The sequence below is a fragment of the Methylobacterium sp. M6A4_1b genome, assembly GCF_053345175.1.
This window is the reverse complement of record NZ_JBKEZQ010000003.1, coordinates 55,338-72,260: the sequence shown is the minus strand read 5'-3', so window position 1 is coordinate 72,260 and position 16,923 is coordinate 55,338. Positions and strand designations below refer to the sequence as shown.

Below are 16,923 nucleotides of genomic sequence, written 5' to 3'. Positions count from 1 at the left end.
GCTGCGCTCAGGCGGGCGGAACCTGCGCGACGCGGATGTTGTTGGTGGTGCCGGCCACTGCGAAGGGGATGCCGGCGGCGATCACCACGCGGGCATGGGGCAGGGCGAAGCCCTCCTCCACCGCGTGGGCGAGAGCGTTCTCCACCATCGCCTCGTAGGAGGCCACCTCGTCGGCGCGCAGGCTGTGCGCTCCCCAGAGCAGGCTCAGGCGGCGCGAGGTCGCCAGGTCCGGCGTCAGCGCCAGGATCGGCACCTGCGGCCGGCGCCGCGCGATCCGGGCCGCGGTGGTCCCGCTCAAGGTATAGGCCACGATGGCCGCCGCTCCCACGGCATCGGCCAGGGTCGCGGTGGCGCTGGCGACGGCATGGGGCGGCGTCTCCTCCTCGCCCGGCTCGGTGGCGGTGATCAGCGACCGGTAGAGCTTGTGCGTCTCGGTGCGGTGGATGATGCGCGCCATCATCGCCACGGTCTCGACCGGGTACTGCCCCGTGGCGGATTCCGCCGAGAGCATCACCGCGTCCGCCCCGTCGTAGATGGCGGTGGCCACGTCCGAGGCCTCCGCCCGGGTCGGGGTCGGGGCCGAGACCATCGAGTCGAGCATCTGGGTGGCCACGATCACGGGCTTGGCCGCCAGCCGGCAGGCGCGGATCAGTTCCTTCTGGCGCCCGGGCACGTCCTCGTGCGGGATCTCGACCCCGAGGTCCCCGCGCGCCACCATCACGGCATCGGAGAGGCGGATGATGTCGTCGATGCGCTCCAGGGCCTGGGGCTTCTCGACCTTGGTCATCACCCCGGCCCGGTCCCCGATCAGGGCGCGCGCCTCGATGAGGTCGGCCGGCTTCTGCACGAAGGAGAGTGCCACCCAGTCCACCCCGAGATCGAGCCCGAAGGCGAGGTCGGCCCGGTCCTTGGCGGTGAGGGGCGAGAGGTCGAGGAGCGTGCCGGGCAGGTTCACGCCCTTGCGGTTCGAGATCGTGCCGCCGGTGATCACCTCGGCGTCCAGACTGTCGCCGGTCAGGCCGGTGATGCGCACGCGCACGCGCCCGTCGTCGATGAGCAGATCCTGCCCCGGGGCGACCGCCAGGAAGATCTCGCGATGGGGCAGGGGGATGGCGTCCCGGTCGCCCTCGGCGCCGTCGAGCACGAAGCGCAGGGTCTCGCCGGGCACGACGTCGAAGCGTCCGCCCGCCAGGGTCCCGACGCGGATCTTGGGTCCCTGCAGGTCCTGCAGGATGCCGATCGGACGGCCGGTCTCGCGCTCCAGGGCGCGGATCGCCGCGTGGACCCGGGCGTGATCGTCCTGGGTGCCGTGGCTGAAGTTGAGGCGGAAGGTATCGACCCCCGCCAGGAACAGGCGGTGCAGCATCTCCGGCGTCGACGAAGCCGGCCCGACGGTGGCGACGATCTTGGCGTGGCGGTTGCGGCGCATGTGTCCCGCGACCGCGCGCGGCCGCCTCCCTGGAATCGAGGGCGGAGGATCGCGGCGAGGCGCATCGTCGCGCGCCCACCTGCGCCTCCCGGGCGCCCGACCGCGCCCGCCCGAAGGTCGGCGCGACCGAACACGTGCCATGTTCCCGGAAGCCGGCCCGGCTGTAAACCGCCGGAGGGGCTGATGCTGGGGCTTTGGTGGCGCGCAGGGCCGTCCCGCAGGACCCTGCCCACGCGGGTGGCACGCGCGCCGGGGCCCGCGCCCGGGGCGGGACTCCGATGGGGCGCGGGTCGAAGATCCGGTGCAGGTCCGTTCCGGACCGGCGTACCGTCTTCAGAGCTGGCCTTCGCCGTGATGGCCATCCTGCAGGCGGATGGCGATGTCGGTGCCGTCGCCGCCGAAGTCCTGGCCTGCGGTGATGGGCTGGACCGGGACGGTCGGTGTGGTGCGTTCCGCATTCATCGAAGTGTACTGCGCCGGGGGACGGTGACGCTTCGCGGCGGCCGAGGCGGGTACGAAGGCCGTGGCGGCCACGGACAGGCCGGCCAATACGATCACAGAGACTGAATGTTTCATCGTTTCCTCCCGTCGTCTTTGCGACAGCGGGAGAATCGATCAATCCGAAAACTTGTCATCCCCCATATTGATTACAGATGAACAATATTCGAAAATAGATCTGGTTCATCGATACCCGAATACACGATCCTATAGACGCTGGTATTCCAATCCTCGGCAATCGCCCGCGCCATGAGTGGAAATGGCAGTCCGAACACGGATCATCCCCGAGACCCGCAGCGCTGTCTTCGATCGACGCGAAGGCAGCCTTCCCCTCAGGGAAGGCTGGAGAGCCGGGAGACCAGCATGACCAGTTCGGCCTGCCGATGGGTGTGCGTCTTGGTGAAGATCGAACGGAGCTGCGCCCGCACCGTGGCGACGCGCACGCCCTGGAGGGTGGCCGCCTCCGCCAGGGAGGCGCCCTTCGCCATCAGGGTGGCGAGCTTCGCCTCGCTCGGGGTCAACCCGAAGATCTGCTTGAGCGCACCGCAGTTCAGGGCCGGCGTCGCGTCGAGGTCGATCAGCAGGAGGACCGAACGCGGCCCGCCGTCGCCGGTCAGCGGGACCGGAACGGCGTTCATGATCAGCGGGCGCTGGTCCGCGCGTTCGACCAGGATCCAGCTCTCGTTGTCCAGTTGCACGCGGGGCTGTCCCTGACCGAGGAGCCGCTTGACGATCCCGCGCCCCAGGCCGTTCAGGACATCGACTTCGACCTCCGACCGGCTGAGGCAGAAGAGATTTTGAAAGATGCGTCGGGCGTGGTCGTTCATGGCGAGCACGTCGCCGCTGGTCGAGATGACGAGCCCGCCATAGCCCATCCGGTCGAAGACCTGCAGGAATGGTATCCCGACAAGCATGGTCGCAACACGTCCCCCGTATGCCGGTTCGGCGCAGAGCCTGTCATACGGGAGGTTAGGCAATATCCAGATCGGGTCAATACACCCGCGCTGTGATGGATACTTGTCATCCCGCCGGATCGTTTTTCGGCGACTGCCGGAACGCCGCCGAGGTCTCAACAGACCCGGTACCGCGCCCGGCCCTCGCACGAACGCAGTCGCCTGCCGTCCGCCCGCGTCGGCGGCGGACGATGCGCACAATCCGACCCTTCATTTCCCGCCGGCGCTCGACGGATCAGCCATCGTCGCGCGCGGGACGGGTGACGGGTTCAGTCGAGCCCGCGCAGGTCCTGCCGGAAGCGGCGGCCGTTGGTGACGTAGTTCCCGGCGGTCTGCGCGAGCCGCGCGGCGGACTCGGCGTCCAGGGTTCGCACGGCCTTGGCGGGGGCGCCGACGACGAGGCTGTCGTCGGGAAACACCTTGCCCTCCGTGACCAGCGCATTGGCGCCGATGAGACAGTTGCGCCCGATCCGGGCGCCGTTGAGGATGGTGGCGCCCATGCCCACCAGGGTTCCGGCTCCGATGGTGCAGCCGTGCACGATGGCGCGGTGGCCGACCGTGACGTCCTCGCCGAGGTCGAGGGGAAAGCCGGGATCGGCGTGCAGCACGGCCCCGTCCTGGATGTTGCTGCGCGCGCCGATCCGGATCGTGTCGTTGTCCCCGCGGATGACCGCCCCGAACCAGATCGAGACGTCGAGTCCGAGATGGACCTGGCCGATCACGTGCGCGCCGGGAGCGATCCAGAGGCGGGCGGCGTCGGCGATCTGCGGCCGATGGGGGCCCAGGGCGTAGAGGGTCATGCGGAATCCATGGTGTTTCGGGGGGCCGGATCAGGACCCGGTCCAGGCCGCGGGGCGCTTGGCCAGGAAGGCCGCGACGCCCTCGGCGAAATCGCCGCTGCCATAGCATTCCGCGATCAGGTCCGTCGCCTCGGCAGCGGGGTCGCGTTCCAGCCGGCGCAGCATCTCCCGCGTCACCCGCAGGGTCACGGGGGCGTGCCCGAGGAGGCGATCGCAGATCGCCGTCACCGCGGCGTCGAGTTCGACCGGCTCCGCCACGGCGGCGAGGTAACCGAGCGGCGCCAGGGTTTCGGCGGCGGGCATCTCGGCCAGCAGCATCATGCGGGTGACGAGCCCCTGGCCCAGGGTCGCGGTCAGGCGCCGCAGATTGGCCGGCGAGAGGCAGTTGCCCAGGGTGCGGGCGATCGGCACTCCGAACCGCGCACCGGCCTGCGCCACCCGGATGTCGCAGGCATTGGCGATGGCGAGGCCTCCGCCCACCGCGAAGCCCTCGATCACGGCGACGGTCGGCACGCGGCAGCTTTCCAGCCCGGCGACGTACCCCTCGATGCGGGCCTCGTAGGCGACGCCGTCTGCGCCCGTGAAGCCGACGAACTGCTCGATGTCCGTGCCGGCCACGAAGGCCTTGCCGCCGGCGCCCCGCAGCACGGCGACGCGCACGGACGGGTCGGCCTCGATCCGCGCGAGGCCCTCCGCCAGCGCGTCGTACATGGCGAAGGTGAGGGCGTTGCGGGCGGCCGGCCGGTCGAAGGTGAGGTGGGCGACGCCGCCCTCGACCCGGTAGCGGACGGCGCCGTCGTCGTCGGTGGCACTCATGGGGCGAAGGCTCCCTCCGTGCGCAGGCGCTCGACCGCCTCCGCGGACAGGCCGAGCTCGGCCAGGATCTCGTCGGCGTGCTCGCCCAGCAGCGGCGCGTGGCGGCGCACCCGGGCGGGCGTGCCCGAGAGCTTCACCGGGAAGCCGATATTCGGCACGCTGCCCTCGTTCGGATGGGGCACTTCGATGCGCATCTCCCGGTGCCGGCCATGGGCGCTCTCGAAGGCCTCCGGGTAGGTGTTCATGCGCCCGGCCGGAATGCCGGCGGCCAGCAGATCGGCGACCCAGTCCTCGGCGTCCTTGGCGGCGAAACTCGTCTCCAGCGCGGCGATCAGGGCTTCGCGGTGGGCGAGCCGCCCCGCGATGTCGCGAAAGCGGTCGTCGGCGAGCAGGTCCTCGCGGCCGAGGACGTCGCAGAGCAGGCGCCAGAGCTTTTGGTTCGTCGCCCCCATGACGAAGTAGCCGTCCGCCGCCCGCACGGCCTGATAGGGCGCGCTCATGCGGTTGGCGGTGCCGAGGGGCTCGGGAATCCGGCCGGTGCCCCAGTACTCGGACACGTCCCAGATCGAGAAGGCCAGCGCCGAATCGAACAGCGATGCGTCGACGTACTGGCCCTCGCCGCTGGCCTGCCGGCCGATATAGGCGCTGAGGATGCCGTAGACCGCGAACAGGGCGCAGCCGATATCGGCCACCGGCACGCCGGCCTTCACCGGCGGCCCGCCGGGATGGCCGGTGACGCTCATCACGCCGGACATGGCCTGGGCCATGAGGTCGTAGCCGGGGCGCTTGGCCCAGGGTCCGGTCTGTCCGAACCCCGAGATGCTGGCGTAGATCAGGCCGGGGTTGCGCGCCCGCATGGCCTCGTAGCCGAGGCCGAGCCGGGCCATGACGCCGGGGCGGTAGTTCTCGACCACGATGTCGGCCCCCTCCGCCATGTCGAGGAGGAGGTCGCGCCCGGCCGGGCTCTTCAGGTTGAGGGCGAGGCTGCGCTTGTTCCGGTTCATGTTGAGGAAGCCCATGCTGTCGGGCCCCTTCATCTTGAACCCCATGGCGCCGCGGGTCTGGTCGCCGGTGCCGGGCGGCTCGATCTTGATCACGTCCGCCCCGAGATCCGCCAACAGCATGCTGCAGACCGGCCCCGCCATCACCTGCGTGACGTCGAGGACGCGCAGGCCGGAGAGGGGGAGGGGGCGGGGCGCGGGGGTGTCGTGCACGGGTTCGTCCATCGTGCTCAGGTCCTGTGTGTTGCGCGACGCGGCCCACCTCCCCCTCGCGGCGAGGAGTCGGAGGTGGGGGTGGCTGGGCGACCCCCGGGGCGGCTCCCCGCAAGGGGGAGGGGAAGGCCCGCTACTCCGCCGGGACGGCCCGCGCCAGCGGCACCGCGGGCTCCTCCACGAAGGGGCGCTCGGGGTGCATGGTGAAGGCGAGCCCGGCGCCCAGGAGGCAGAGGCCGATCGAGCCGACGAAGGGCAGGGTCCAGCTCCCCGTCATGTCGACGATCATCCCGAAGACGATCGGAGAGATGATCGCCGCCACCGCCGAGCCGGTGTTCATCAAGCCGGCCGCGGTGCCCGAATAGGTCGGCGCGATGTCCATCGGCACCGACCAGATCGGGCCGATGACGAGCTCGGCGAAGAAGAAGCCCGAGCTCAGCAGCAGCGCCACGAGGGTCAGGTCCTTGGTGAAGAACACCCCCGTAAGGCTGGCCGCCGCCCCGAGGAAGCCGACCACGATGACGCTGAGCCGGGCGAGCTTGAGATCGCCGGTCCGCTTGAGAATGCGGTCGCTGAAGACGCCGCCCAGGGTGTCGCCGACGACGCCGGCGAAGAACACGCCGGAGGCGAACAGCGCCGAGTTCTTCAGGTCGAGGCCGTAGTTCAGCTTGAAGAAGCTCGGCAGCCAGCCGAGGAACAGCCACAGGGTCCAGCCGTAGCAGAAGTAGGTCAGGGTGACGGGCAGGATCCGCATCGTCAGGCGGCTCCAGGGAATGTTCTGCTTGGCACCGACCTTCCGCGGCTCGGGCAGCACCGCGAGCTCCTCCGGCGTGATGGCCGGGTGATCCTTGGGATCATCGCGAAAGTACAGGTACCAGACCACGACCCAGGCGAAGCTGGCGACACCCAGGACGACGAAGCCGAGGCGCCAGCCCACATGGTAGATCAGCACCGCGACGATCGGGGGCGCCACCGCGTTGCCGAGCCGCGCGAAGGCATGGGTGATGCCCTGCGCGAAGCCGCGCTTGCCGGGCGCCGTCCAGTTCTGCATGGCACGGGTGGCGGTGGGGAAGGTCGCGCCCTCGCCGAAGCCGAGCAGCACGCGGGCGAGGAAGAGGCTCACCAGCCCGCCGACGAAGCCGGTGAGGATCGTCGCCGAGGCCCAGATCAGGCCGCAGACGAGCAGCGTGCGGCGCGCGCCGAACTTGTCGCCCACCGAGCCGCCGATCACCTGGAAGATGGCGTAGGGATAGGCGAAGGCGGACAGGATCAGGCCGAACTGGGTGTTCGACATGCCGAGATCCTTCATGATCTCGCCGCCCGCCGTCGCGATGTTCACCCGGTCGAGATAGGTGACGAAGTACATCAGGCAGAGCAGGAACAGGACCATGTTCGACGCGGAGACGCGTCGTTTGGCAGGTTTCGACGCGGTAACGCGTCCACTGGCTGGCGTCATCGGGGTTTCCTCGGTTGAACGCGTCCCCCCGCCCGATCTGATCGCCGGGCTTTTTGCGAAGGGCACGCGGGTGGTGTGATCGGCGCGGCTCTCCTCCCCCTTGCGGGGAGGAGTTGGAGGTGGGGGCGGTTGGGTGACCCTCAGGGGGCGAAGGCCGGCGGCGCCATCCCCACCCCTGACCCCTCCCCGCAAGGGGGAGGGGAACCTGGGGGAGGGGAACCTGTCCCTCAATCGTCGAGGCCGGAACGGAGCGCGTCCATCGCCGCCAGGACGCCGCCGCGCGCATGGGGCACGCCGCCGGCCTTGAGACCCATCTCGACGCCGGACAGGGCGGCCATCAGCGTGAGATCGTTGGTCTCGCCGAGATGCCCGATGCGGAAGACCTTGCCGGCGACCTTGGCGAGCCCGGTGCCGAGGGAAAGATCGTACTTCTCGAGGATGAGGTTGCGCAGGGCGTCCGCGTCGTGGCCGTCGGGCATCACCACGGCGGTGAGGACCGGCGAATACTCCGACGGCTCCTGGCACAGCACCTCGAGGCCCCAGGCCTCGACGGCGGCGCGGGTGGCCGCAGCGAGGCGCTGGTGTCGGGCGAAGACCGAGGCCAAGCCCTCCTCCAGCAGCATGGCGATGGCCTCGCGCAGGCCGTAGAGCAGGTTGGTGGCCGGGGTGTAGGGGAAGTAGCCGGCCGCATTCGGCTTCAGCATGTCCTGCCAGTCCCAGTAGGAGCGCGGCAGGGTCGCGGTCTTGGTGGCGGCGAGCGCCTTGTCGGAGAGGGCGACGAGGCCGAGGCCGGGCGGCAGCATCAGGCCCTTCTGCGAGCAGCTCACCGAGACGTCGACGCCCCAGGCGTCGTGGGCGTACTCGGCGGAGCCGAGGCCCGAGATGGTGTCGACCAGGAACAGCGCCGGGTGGTTGGCCCGGTCGATGGCCTTGCGGATCTCGGCGATCCGGCTCGTGGCGCCGGTGGAGGTCTCGTTGTGGACCACCATCACGGCCTTGATCGATTTGGCGCGGTCCTCGGCCAGGATCGCCTCGACCTTCGCGGGATCGACGCCCCGGCGCCAGTCGCCCGGCACGAACTCGACCTCGATGCCCCAGCGCGCCGCCATCTGGCGCCACAGGGTGGCGAAGTGCCCGGTCTCGAACATCAGCACCCGGTCGCCGGCCGAGAGCGTGTTGACGATGGCGGCCTCCCAGGCCCCCGTGCCCGAACCGGGATAGAGGATGACCGGCGCCCGGGTCTGGAACACGGCCTGCGCGCCCTCCAGCACCGCCCGCCCGAGCTTGGCGAAGTCGGGGCCACGGTGGTCGATCACCGGCATGTCCATGGCGCGCAGGACGCGCTCGGGCACCGGGCTCGGACCCGGGATGTGCAGGAAATGGCGTCCGGTTCGTGTCGTCATCGGGGGCCTCGCAGGCTTTCGGGGGCGCCAGACGAGGCTGGCGGATCGCGGCTGGCAGGTCGCGGGACGGGAGGAGCGCCAGGGGATGCGACCCCAGACAGCTCTGAATTGTCGTCGATACGATCCGCATCCGATTTGGTCGACCAAAAATTTGCATTCATTTCTGCGCGACACAAGCATTATTTTGCGCTCGATCGCCCTCGACCCCGGCGCTCCCGGCTGATAATTCTGGAACGATGATGCTCGATTCCGTCCCGGATTCCGCGGTCGACCCGGAGGCTCCGTCCCTGCCCCGGATCGTGGGAACGGTCGCCGCCTCCCTGCACGGGACCCTGCTGGCGCAGCTGCGCGACTACGTCGTCGAGGGCAACCTCGCCCCCGGTGCCCGGGTGCCGGAACGGCTCCTCTGCGAGCGCTTCGGCGTTTCCCGCACGCCCCTGCGCGAAGCCCTCAAGGTGCTGGCTTCGGAGGGGCTGATCGACCTGCTCCCGAACCGGGGCGCCCGGGTCCGCCAGCTCGGCCCCGAGGAGATGGTGGCGCTGTTCGACGTGATGGGCGGGCTCGAGGCCCTGGCCGGGCGGCTCGCCTGCGAGAAGATCACCGAGGCGGCCTTTTCCGAGATCGAGCGCCTGCACCACGCGATGTACGCCGCCTACCTGCGGCGCGACCTGCACGGCTACTTCACCGGCAACCAGGCGATCCACGACCGGATCGTCGAGGCCGCCGACAACGAGCCGCTGCGGACGACCTACGCCAATTTCGCGGGCCGCCTCCGCCGGGTGCGCTACGCGGCCAACCTCGACAAGGACCGGGACCGCTGGGGCGAGGCCATGCGCGAGCACGAGGAAATCCTCGACGCCCTGCGGCGGCGGGCAGGCACGGAACTCAGCGACATCCTGTTCCGCCACCTGCGCAACAAGCGCCGCGCCGCGGCGGTTCGGGAGTCCGCGGCGGCCGAAGCCTGATGGCGGCGCCGGGAGCCGCCTCCACCGGACGCCGAACGGATCAGACGGCGCTCGCCGCCAGGCGCTCGGCCTCGGCGCGGATCACCGCGGCCGCCCGGAACACGCCGGCCTCGTCCACCTCGAGATGGGTCGTGGCGCGGATCTGATGTGCGCCGATCGCCCGGACCCGGATGTCGTGCGCGAGGCAGGCCTTCGCGAAGGCGGCGGCCGTCACCCCCAGGGGCTCCACCGAGAAGCACAGGATGTTGGACTGGGCCGCGCCGGCCTCGATGGCGAGGCCGGGCGCCTCGGCGATCCGGTCGCGCAGCAGGGCCGCGTGGTTGTTGTCGCGGATCAGTTGATCGAGGTGGTGATCGAGGGCGTAGAGGCCCGCCGCCGCCAGGATGCCGGATTGGCGCATGGCCCCGCCGAGGCGGTACTTCCAGCGCCAGGCTTCGGTGATGAAATCCTGCTTCCCGCACAGGACGGCGCCCACCGGGCAGCCGAGGCCCTTGCTGAGATCGATCCAGGCGCTGTCGAAGCCCTGCGCGTAGTCCTTCGCGGCGATGCCGGTGGCCGCCACCGCGTTGAGGAGCCGGGCGCCGTCGATATGCGCCCGCAGACCACTCGCGTGGGCGATGTCGAGGATGCGCCGCATGTCCGGGAGCGCCCAGACCGAACCGCCCGAGAAACTCGTCGTCTGCTCGATCGACACCAGGGCCGAGCGCGGCGCCGTCCGGGCCGGCGGCCGGATCGCGGCTTCGAAGGCCTCCGGCGTGTAGACCCCCGCCGGGGTCTTCAGGGCCGCCACGGAGATGCCGCCGATGGCGGCCGAGCCCGCGGCCTCGGTGTTGTAGATGTGGGACTGGTCGTCGACGATGATCTCGTCACCGGGCCGGGTCTGGACCAGGATCGCGACCAGGTTGCACATCGTGCCGGAGGGCATGAAGACGCCCGCCTCCTGGCCGAGCAGGTCCGCCACCCGCGCGCAGAGCGCGAGGGTCGTCGGGTCGGAATCCGACTGCTCGTCGCCCACCTCGGCCCGCGCCATGGCGTCCCGCATCCCCGCCGTGGGCCGCGTCTGGGTGTCGCTGAACAGGTCGATCATCTTGCAAGCCCGTTTGCATTCAAAATATCACCGGCATCTTAGCTGCGGCGGCCCCGGCCGCCACCCCATCCGGCTCGCGAGGACGATGAAGCATGACCGCCACGGCTGAGCCATCGACCACGCCCCGGGCGGCCACCCGCCGGAACGCCGGACTCGCCCGCAGGCTGGCCGAGGCGCTGCAGGGCGAGGCCCGCTTCGATCCCTTCACACGCGGACGCTACGCCACCGACGCCTCGATCTACCAGATCATGCCGGCCGGAATCGTCCTGCCGCGCTCCGCGGCGGACATCGCCGCGACGCTGAAGATCGCGGCCGAGCACGACGTGCCGGTCATCCTGCGCGGCGGCGGCACCTCGCAGAACGGCCAGCCGATCGGGCACGGCCTCGTGGTCGATTGCTCCCGCCACTTCAACGGCATCATCGCCTACGATCCCGAGGGGGGCACCATCACCGTCGAGCCGGGCATGGTGCTGGAACGCCTGAACACCCGGGTGAAGGCGGACGGCTGGTTCTTTCCCGTCGAGCCCTCCACCGCCACCCGCTGCACCATCGGCGGCATGGCCGGCAACAATTCCTGCGGTGCGCGCTCGCTGCGGTTCGGCAAGATGAGCGACAACGTCCTGGCGGTGGACGCGCTGTTTCCCGACGGCACCCCCTTCGGCTTCGGGCCGACCGGCAACGACGGCACCGGCGTGACGGGTCCGGACCGGGCCGAGCACCTGGCCGCGGCGATGCGGGCGCTCGCCGAGTCCGAGCGTGAGGAGATCCTGGCGCGCTATCCGCGGGTCCAGCGGCGGGTCGGCGGCTACAACCTCGATGCGCTCATCGAGCCCCGGCCGAACCTCGCCCATCTCCTCGTCGGCTCAGAGGGGACGCTCGCGGCCACCACCGGCGTCACCCTGAAGCTGTCGCGGCTGCCCGCCCACCGGGTCATGGGCGTCTGCCACTTCCCGTCCTTCCGCTCCGCCATGGAGACCACGAAGGCGCTGGTCGATCTCGGCCCGGTAGCCGTCGAACTCGTCGACAACAACGTCCTCGTGCTCGGGGCCGACATCCCGCTGTTTCGCACGACGCTCGCCGACATCACCCGCGGCACGCCGAACTGCCTGCTGCTGGTGGAATTCGCCGGCGACGACCGCGACACGCTGCTGGCCGACCTCAGGCGCCTCGACGCCTGCATGAGCGACCACGGCTTCCGGGACGCCGTGGTGGAGGTGCCCGAGACCGTCCGCCAGAAATCGGTCTGGGAGGTGCGCGAGGCCTGCCTCAACATCATGATGTCGATGAAGGGCGACGCGAAGCCGGTCTCCTTCATCGAGGATTGCGCGGTGCCCCTGGAGCACCTCGCCGACTACACTGACACCGTCACCGAGGTCTTCGCCCGGCACGGCACCCGCGGCACCTGGTACGCCCACGCCTCGGTCGGCTGCCTGCATGTGCGACCCATCCTCGACATGAAGCAGGGCGGCGACGTCGCCAAGATGCGGGCCATCGCCGAGGAGGCCAGCGCCGCCGTGCGCCGCTTCAAGGGCTCCTATTCCGGCGAGCACGGCGACGGCATCTCGCGCTCCGAATACATCGAGCCGATGTTCGGCGCCCGCCTCACGCGCGCCTTCGAGACGGTGAAGGACGGCTTCGACCCGGACAACCGCCTGAACCCCGGCAAAATCGTCCGGCCCCTGCGCATGGACGACCGCGCGCTGATGCGCTTCCAGCCGGGCTACGCGGTGACGCAACCCGCCACCACGGCCCTCGACTGGTCGGACTGGGGCGGGTTCGGCCCCGCCGTCGAGATGTGCAACAGCAACGGCACCTGCCGGAAGCTGGCCGGCGGCGCGATGTGCCCCTCCTACCGCGTCACCAAGGAGGAGCAGCACCTGACCCGCGGCCGGGCCAATTCCCTGCGGCTGGCGATCTCGGGCCAACTCGGGCCGGACGCCTTCACCAGTCCCGAGATGAAGCGGACCCTGGATCTCTGCGTCTCGTGCAAGGCCTGCCGGCGCGAATGCCCCACGGGCGTCGACATGGCTAAGATGAAGGTCGAGTTCCTGCACCATTACCATGCCCGCCACGGCCTGCCCCTGAAGGAGCGGCTGGTGGCCGCGCTTCCGCTCTACGCGAGCACGGCGGCGCGGCTGGCGCCCCTCCTCAACCTGCGCGACCGCGTGCCGGCCCTCGCCCGGCTGTCCGAGCGCCTGATCGGCCTCTCGGCCCGCCGGACCCTGCCGCAATGGCGCCGGCCCTGGCGCGAATCCGGGGAGCCCGCGCATCCCGGCGACGTGTCCGGCGATTTCCGCGACGTCGTGCTGTTCGGCGACACCTTCAACCGGGCCTTCGAGCGCGAGAACCTGGAGGCCGCGGAGCGGGTGCTGATCGCGGCCGGCTACCGCCTGCACCGGGTCTTCCCCCATCGTGGCCGTCGCCCGCTCTGCTGCGGACGGACCTACCTCGCCTCCGGCCAGACCGACCGGGCCCGCGCCGAGGCCCGGCGGACGCTCACCGCGCTGCTGCCCTTCATCCGCGCCGGCGCCCGCGTCGTCGGCCTCGAACCCTCCTGCCTCCTCACCTTCCGCGACGAGTTCGCTTCGCTCCTTCCAGGCGCCGAGGCGGCCGAACTCGGGGGCGCGAGCTTCCTGTTCGAGGAGTTGCTCGCCGCCGACCTCACGGCGGGTCGGATCGACCTGCCGCTCGCCGACCAGGGCGGCCGGGTCGCCCATCTCCACGGCCATTGCCACCAGAAGGCCTTCGCCGCCATGGGCGCCGTGGAGACGGTCCTGCGCGCAGTGCCCGGTCTCGACGTCCGGCCGATCGAGTCGAGTTGCTGCGGCATGGCCGGCGCCTTCGGCTACGGCGCCGAAACCATCGACGTTTCCCTGGCCATGGCCGAGCTGTCGCTGTTCCCGGCCCTGCGGCAAGCCGGCCCCGACGATCTCGTCGTGGCCGACGGCACGAGCTGCCGCCACCAGATCCACGACGGGCTCGGTCTGACCGCACGTCACGTCGCGCGCGTTCTCGACGAAGCCCTCGTGACCTCGACACGTCCTTCGCCCGCGTTGCGAAAAGGAAAGCCCTTTTTGCCGCTGTAATACCAACGATGCGCGTGTGCCACAGCACCCCCGTCCGCTTGTGATTTTAGATTACGTACGTCATCTAAGTCGAGAGGGGCCGGTGGATCGGACCCGCCGGGAGCGCGTCATGAGCCAACTGAATCGCAAGCAGACCATTCGGAAAACCGCCATCGTCACCGGGGCCTCCTCCGGCATCGGCCTCGCCACCGTGCGGGCGCTGCACAAGGCCGGTTATCGGGTGTTCGGGACAAGCCGCCGCAGCAGCGCCGTCCTCGGCGATGCCGGCACCCTTCTGACCTGCGACATCACCGATGAGGCGTCGGTCGGCGCCATGGTGAAGACGGTGCTGGACGAGACCGGCCGGATCGACCTCCTCGTCAACAATGCCGGTTTCGGCATCACTGGTGGCGCGGAGGAATCCTCGATCGTCCAGGCGCAGGGGCTGTTCGACGTGAACGTGTTCGGCGTGATCCGCGCCATCCGCGCGGTGCTGCCGGCGATGCGCGCGCAGAAGAGCGCCCGCATCGTCAATATCAGCTCGGTGCTCGGCTTGATTCCGGCCCCGTACATGGCCCTCTATGCCGCCAGCAAGCACGCGGTGGAAGGCTATTCGGAATCCCTCGACCACGAGGTCCGTAGTCACGGGATCCGCGTCGTCCTGATCGAACCGGCCTATACACGCACGGCGTTCGACCAGAACCTGGTCGCGCCCGATGCTCAGCTGAGCTTCTACGCCGAGGCCCGAGCCGGCGTCGACCGGACGATGCAGGAGGCCATGACGACGGCCGACGCGCCTGAGGTCGTGGCCGATACCGTACTCGCCGCAGCCGAGGCTTCCGTCCCGCGGCGGCGCTACACGGCCGGCAAGGTCGCGCGCCAGATCAGCCTGCTTCGGCGCTTCGTCCCCGCCCACCTCTTCGACAAGAGCCTCAGGAAGCAGATGAAGCTGCCGAATTGAAGAGGGTCCGGCAAAAGGCCTGCTGGCATCGTTCAGAACTCCATCCCGAACTTGACCCGAACATTGTGCCGTTCGAATTGGTTCAGGCCAAGAGCACGACCGGCCAGGGTCGGGTCGGCATCGCGACCCCAGACCTGTCCGGCATACGCCACCGTCAGCCAGATCTTCTCGGTGAAGCGATGGTGCAGGGCAGGGCCGACGAACAGCGCCTCGCTCTCCAATTCGTTGAGGAATGTGCCGTTGTAACCGCGCAGATAGCGAATCTCCGGCCCGAGATAGGTGCTTTCTCCGACGCGAGCCACCAGGGCATTGGACCAGAGAAAGGTCGATGAGCGGTAACCGGGTGCACCCGGACCGCGCTGCCGACCGGCCGCCGGCTCGAAACTGATGTTGCTGCCGTACCAGAGCTTGTCAGGCACGAGTTGCAGATCGAGTTGGAGCACGGTCTCCATGTCGAAGATGTCGGCTCCATTTCCCTCGATGGGCAACACACGGGAGAAGCGCGGCCGGAGTTCGAGGGCGAGCCCGAGCGGCTGATCCTTGTCGCCCTTCAGGAACTGGTACTTCACCTCCACGGAGACCCCATCGAACGTCCCGTAGGACTTCTCGTCGAGATCGATGATGTTGCGGACCTGACGAAAGGTACCGAACGCGCCGAACTCGATGCTGAGGCGGTCGATCGGGTCGAATTGGTATCCTAGCTTGGTGTCGAGGACGCGATATCGCCCCCCGCCCGGGCCGGACAGCCGCTTACCCAGCCGTGAAATCGTATCGACAGTGACTTCCTGCTCACCCTTCTCGCCCGCATCCGAGCCTTCGGTGAAGCCGAAGAGATGCTCGGTGTCGACGTCCTTGGACTGTCCACCGTCGCCGCCACTTCCCTGGTCGTCCTTCGAGGACCCGCCCGCTTTGGCGTCCCGGCCGTCCGCCTGATCCTTCTGCGCCTGAGCACCTGTGCGTGCTACGCCGGATCGTCTGTCCTTCGATGCTCGGACCTGAGGCTTGGCGGCCGTTGGATCGTCCTTCTGAGCAGCACCAGCCGTCGGTGAAGACAGCGCCACGATGACACCGACGATGCACATGATCGGACGCACGCAACCCAAAGTCATCTGGCGAAATCCTGTCCCGGCTCCCGCTGCGATGACTGGCGGACCCTGATCCTCACGTTAGACACGCCCTCGCCTATTCCGCCTGCTGCGAATGAGACACAGATCGAGAAAATGACGATGCCGCTGGATTAAGAACACAGCTTCATACGCGAGCGGGCTCGGACAGCAGTCTGACCAAGAATTTCCCGGATCCGCCCATTCCGATCGGAACGGGTGGAGTGCGGGACGGTTTCTTCGACGCATCAGCCGGGAGATTGAACATGCGGATCATTGCAACAGCGTCGGCCCTCGTGCTCCTCACCTTCGGCAGTGTCGGCGCGGCCGAGGCCAAGGGTTGCATCAAGGGCGCGATCATCGGCGGAATTGCCGGGCACTACCTTGCCGAGCGCGGCGTGGTCGGCGCGGTCGCGGGATGCCTCGGTGGCCGCTACCTCGCGAATCGTCAGGCGAAGCGGCAGCGGGACATCGATTACGGCTCTCGGGTCGAGCCGCGCGGGGCCGGCTACGGTCAGGTCCAGGGTCCCGCGCGCCGCAACTACAGCTACTGACGCTCTGTACCGGGGCCGCAGATGGCGTCAGTCCCTGTTTTCCGGTGATGCGAACCGCAGCGGTTCGGCGGGGCGCGTCGCCATCCAGAGAACGTGGCGGGGGCCGTCCGCGCGGCCATTGGCGTGGATGCGGAATTCGTCGACCGCAAAGCCGTGCAGGCGTAGACGCGCCTTGAAGCGTCGGTCCGGCTTGCCGGACCAGACCGCGAGGGTGCCGCCGCTCCGCAGGGAAAAATGCGCGCGCCTCAAGCCCCAAGTATCGTAGAGGCGGTCATTCTCCCGCCGGGTCATGCCCGACGGACCATTGTCCACGTCGAGCAGGATCGCGTCGAATAGCTCGGGTCCTGACTGGATCACGCGATTGACATCCGACTCAATGATCTCGACCCGTGGATCGTCGAGGCTGTCGCCGAAGAGATGGGCGAGGGGGCCCCGCGCCCAAACCACCACGGCTGGGATCAGTTCGGCGACGACCACCTTCGCGTCCGGTCCGAGAGCAGCGAGGGCGGCCCGAAGCGTGAAGCCCATGCCCAAGCCACCGATCAGGATGCGGGGCGCAGAACGACCGGTCAGGCGCTCGCAGGCGATGGTCGCCAACGCCTGCTCGGAGCGGCGATCC

Annotated in this window: 16 protein-coding genes; 5 read left to right on the top strand and 11 right to left on the bottom strand. The window is 69.4% G+C overall.

The annotated features are described in order from the left end of the window. Positions 1-7: 7 nt before the first annotated feature. The 7 genes from pyk to ACLBWX_RS04270 all read right to left on the bottom strand — a co-directional run bounded on the left by pyk (position 8) and on the right by ACLBWX_RS04270 (position 7,100). A complete protein-coding gene (pyk, locus tag ACLBWX_RS04300) occupies positions 8-1,429 on the bottom strand; it encodes a pyruvate kinase (protein ID WP_447675844.1) in 1,422 nt (473 codons plus the stop codon). Between the two features lie 333 nt (positions 1,430-1,762). After that, positions 1,763-2,005, bottom strand: coding sequence for a hypothetical protein (locus ACLBWX_RS04295; protein ID WP_447675843.1), 243 nt, complete (start codon positions 2,003-2,005; stop codon positions 1,763-1,765). A 254-nt stretch (positions 2,006-2,259) separates the two neighbouring features. After that, the gene (locus tag ACLBWX_RS04290) at positions 2,260-2,841 is read right to left on the bottom strand and encodes a helix-turn-helix transcriptional regulator (protein WP_447675842.1); all 582 of its coding nucleotides are present in this window, start codon (positions 2,839-2,841) and stop codon (positions 2,260-2,262) included. 308 nt (positions 2,842-3,149) lie between these two features. Next, positions 3,150-3,680, bottom strand: coding sequence for a gamma carbonic anhydrase family protein (locus ACLBWX_RS04285; protein WP_447675841.1), 531 nt, complete (start codon positions 3,678-3,680; stop codon positions 3,150-3,152). Positions 3,681-3,710: 30 nt separating this feature from the next. Beyond that, on the bottom strand, positions 3,711-4,496 hold the full coding sequence (locus ACLBWX_RS04280; protein WP_447675840.1) for an enoyl-CoA hydratase: 786 nt from the start codon (positions 4,494-4,496) through the stop codon (positions 3,711-3,713). Further along, the gene (locus tag ACLBWX_RS04275; RefSeq protein ID WP_447675839.1) at positions 4,493-5,722 is read right to left on the bottom strand and encodes a CaiB/BaiF CoA transferase family protein; all 1,230 of its coding nucleotides are present in this window, start codon (positions 5,720-5,722) and stop codon (positions 4,493-4,495) included. Before ACLBWX_RS04275 ends, ACLBWX_RS04280 begins: the two co-directional genes overlap by 4 nt. 121 nt (positions 5,723-5,843) lie before the next feature. Further along, a complete protein-coding gene (locus tag ACLBWX_RS04270) occupies positions 5,844-7,100 on the bottom strand; it encodes an MFS transporter (protein ID WP_447675838.1) in 1,257 nt (418 codons plus the stop codon). Between ACLBWX_RS04270 and ACLBWX_RS04265 the strand changes: the two genes are divergently transcribed. Beyond that, positions 7,099-7,245, top strand: coding sequence for a hypothetical protein (locus tag ACLBWX_RS04265; protein ID WP_447675837.1), 147 nt, complete (start codon positions 7,099-7,101; stop codon positions 7,243-7,245). The genes ACLBWX_RS04270 and ACLBWX_RS04265 overlap by 2 nt on opposite strands. Positions 7,246-7,393: 148 nt before the next feature. On the opposite strand, the gene ACLBWX_RS04260 is transcribed toward ACLBWX_RS04265, so the two are convergent. Next, positions 7,394-8,569: a pyridoxal-phosphate-dependent aminotransferase family protein gene (locus ACLBWX_RS04260; protein ID WP_447675836.1), complete on the bottom strand. Its 1,176-nt coding sequence runs from the start codon at positions 8,567-8,569 to the stop codon at positions 7,394-7,396. A gap of 236 nt (positions 8,570-8,805) precedes the next feature. On the opposite strand from ACLBWX_RS04260, the gene ACLBWX_RS04255 reads away from it, so the two are divergent. Then, the gene (locus ACLBWX_RS04255; protein WP_447675835.1) at positions 8,806-9,534 is read left to right on the top strand and encodes a GntR family transcriptional regulator; all 729 of its coding nucleotides are present in this window, start codon (positions 8,806-8,808) and stop codon (positions 9,532-9,534) included. A gap of 40 nt (positions 9,535-9,574) precedes the next feature. Here the strand turns inward: ACLBWX_RS04255 and ACLBWX_RS04250 are convergent, their stop codons facing one another. Beyond that, positions 9,575-10,621: a threonine aldolase family protein gene (locus tag ACLBWX_RS04250; protein ID WP_447675834.1), complete on the bottom strand. Its 1,047-nt coding sequence runs from the start codon at positions 10,619-10,621 to the stop codon at positions 9,575-9,577. Positions 10,622-10,713: 92 nt separating this feature from the next. Between ACLBWX_RS04250 and ACLBWX_RS04245 the strand changes: the two genes are divergently transcribed. Both ACLBWX_RS04245 and ACLBWX_RS04240 read left to right on the top strand, forming a co-directional pair. Then, positions 10,714-13,707, top strand: a complete 2,994-nt coding sequence (locus ACLBWX_RS04245) for an FAD-binding and (Fe-S)-binding domain-containing protein (protein WP_447675833.1) — start codon at positions 10,714-10,716, stop codon at positions 13,705-13,707. Positions 13,708-13,816: 109 nt separating this feature from the next. After that, on the top strand, positions 13,817-14,647 hold the full coding sequence (locus ACLBWX_RS04240) for an oxidoreductase (RefSeq protein WP_447676057.1): 831 nt from the start codon (positions 13,817-13,819) through the stop codon (positions 14,645-14,647). Between the two features lie 32 nt (positions 14,648-14,679). Here the strand turns inward: ACLBWX_RS04240 and ACLBWX_RS04235 are convergent, their stop codons facing one another. After that, positions 14,680-15,741 carry a hypothetical protein gene (locus tag ACLBWX_RS04235; protein ID WP_447675832.1) on the bottom strand — a complete coding sequence of 354 codons (1,062 nt, stop codon included), beginning with the start codon at positions 15,739-15,741 and terminating at the stop codon, positions 14,680-14,682. Between the two features lie 275 nt (positions 15,742-16,016). On the opposite strand from ACLBWX_RS04235, the gene ACLBWX_RS04230 reads away from it, so the two are divergent. Further along, positions 16,017-16,304: a hypothetical protein gene (locus tag ACLBWX_RS04230; protein ID WP_447675831.1), complete on the top strand. Its 288-nt coding sequence runs from the start codon at positions 16,017-16,019 to the stop codon at positions 16,302-16,304. Positions 16,305-16,331: 27 nt separating this feature from the next. Here the strand turns inward: ACLBWX_RS04230 and ACLBWX_RS04225 are convergent, their stop codons facing one another. After that, on the bottom strand, positions 16,332-16,901 hold the full coding sequence (locus tag ACLBWX_RS04225) for a hypothetical protein (protein ID WP_447675830.1): 570 nt from the start codon (positions 16,899-16,901) through the stop codon (positions 16,332-16,334). Between the last annotated feature and the right edge of the window lie 22 nt (positions 16,902-16,923).

Coding starts and splice junctions, on each gene's coding strand:
- pyk (WP_447675844.1), bottom strand. CDS start 1,429: ATGCGCCGCAACCGCCACGCCAAGATCGTCGCCACCGTCGGGCCGGCT.
- ACLBWX_RS04295 (WP_447675843.1), bottom strand. CDS start 2,005: ATGAAACATTCAGTCTCTGTGATCGTATTGGCCGGCCTGTCCGTGGCC.
- ACLBWX_RS04290 (WP_447675842.1), bottom strand. CDS start 2,841: ATGCTTGTCGGGATACCATTCCTGCAGGTCTTCGACCGGATGGGCTAT.
- ACLBWX_RS04285 (WP_447675841.1), bottom strand. CDS start 3,680: ATGACCCTCTACGCCCTGGGCCCCCATCGGCCGCAGATCGCCGACGCC.
- ACLBWX_RS04280 (WP_447675840.1), bottom strand. CDS start 4,496: ATGAGTGCCACCGACGACGACGGCGCCGTCCGCTACCGGGTCGAGGGC.
- ACLBWX_RS04275 (WP_447675839.1), bottom strand. CDS start 5,722: ATGGACGAACCCGTGCACGACACCCCCGCGCCCCGCCCCCTCCCCCTC.
- ACLBWX_RS04265 (WP_447675837.1), top strand. CDS start 7,099: ATGTTCGACGCGGAGACGCGTCGTTTGGCAGGTTTCGACGCGGTAACG.
- ACLBWX_RS04270 (WP_447675838.1), bottom strand. CDS start 7,100: ATGGTCCTGTTCCTGCTCTGCCTGATGTACTTCGTCACCTATCTCGAC.
- ACLBWX_RS04260 (WP_447675836.1), bottom strand. CDS start 8,569: ATGACGACACGAACCGGACGCCATTTCCTGCACATCCCGGGTCCGAGC.
- ACLBWX_RS04255 (WP_447675835.1), top strand. CDS start 8,806: ATGATGCTCGATTCCGTCCCGGATTCCGCGGTCGACCCGGAGGCTCCG.
- ACLBWX_RS04250 (WP_447675834.1), bottom strand. CDS start 10,621: ATGATCGACCTGTTCAGCGACACCCAGACGCGGCCCACGGCGGGGATG.
- ACLBWX_RS04245 (WP_447675833.1), top strand. CDS start 10,714: ATGACCGCCACGGCTGAGCCATCGACCACGCCCCGGGCGGCCACCCGC.
- ACLBWX_RS04240 (WP_447676057.1), top strand. CDS start 13,817: ATGAGCCAACTGAATCGCAAGCAGACCATTCGGAAAACCGCCATCGTC.
- ACLBWX_RS04230 (WP_447675831.1), top strand. CDS start 16,017: ATGCGGATCATTGCAACAGCGTCGGCCCTCGTGCTCCTCACCTTCGGC.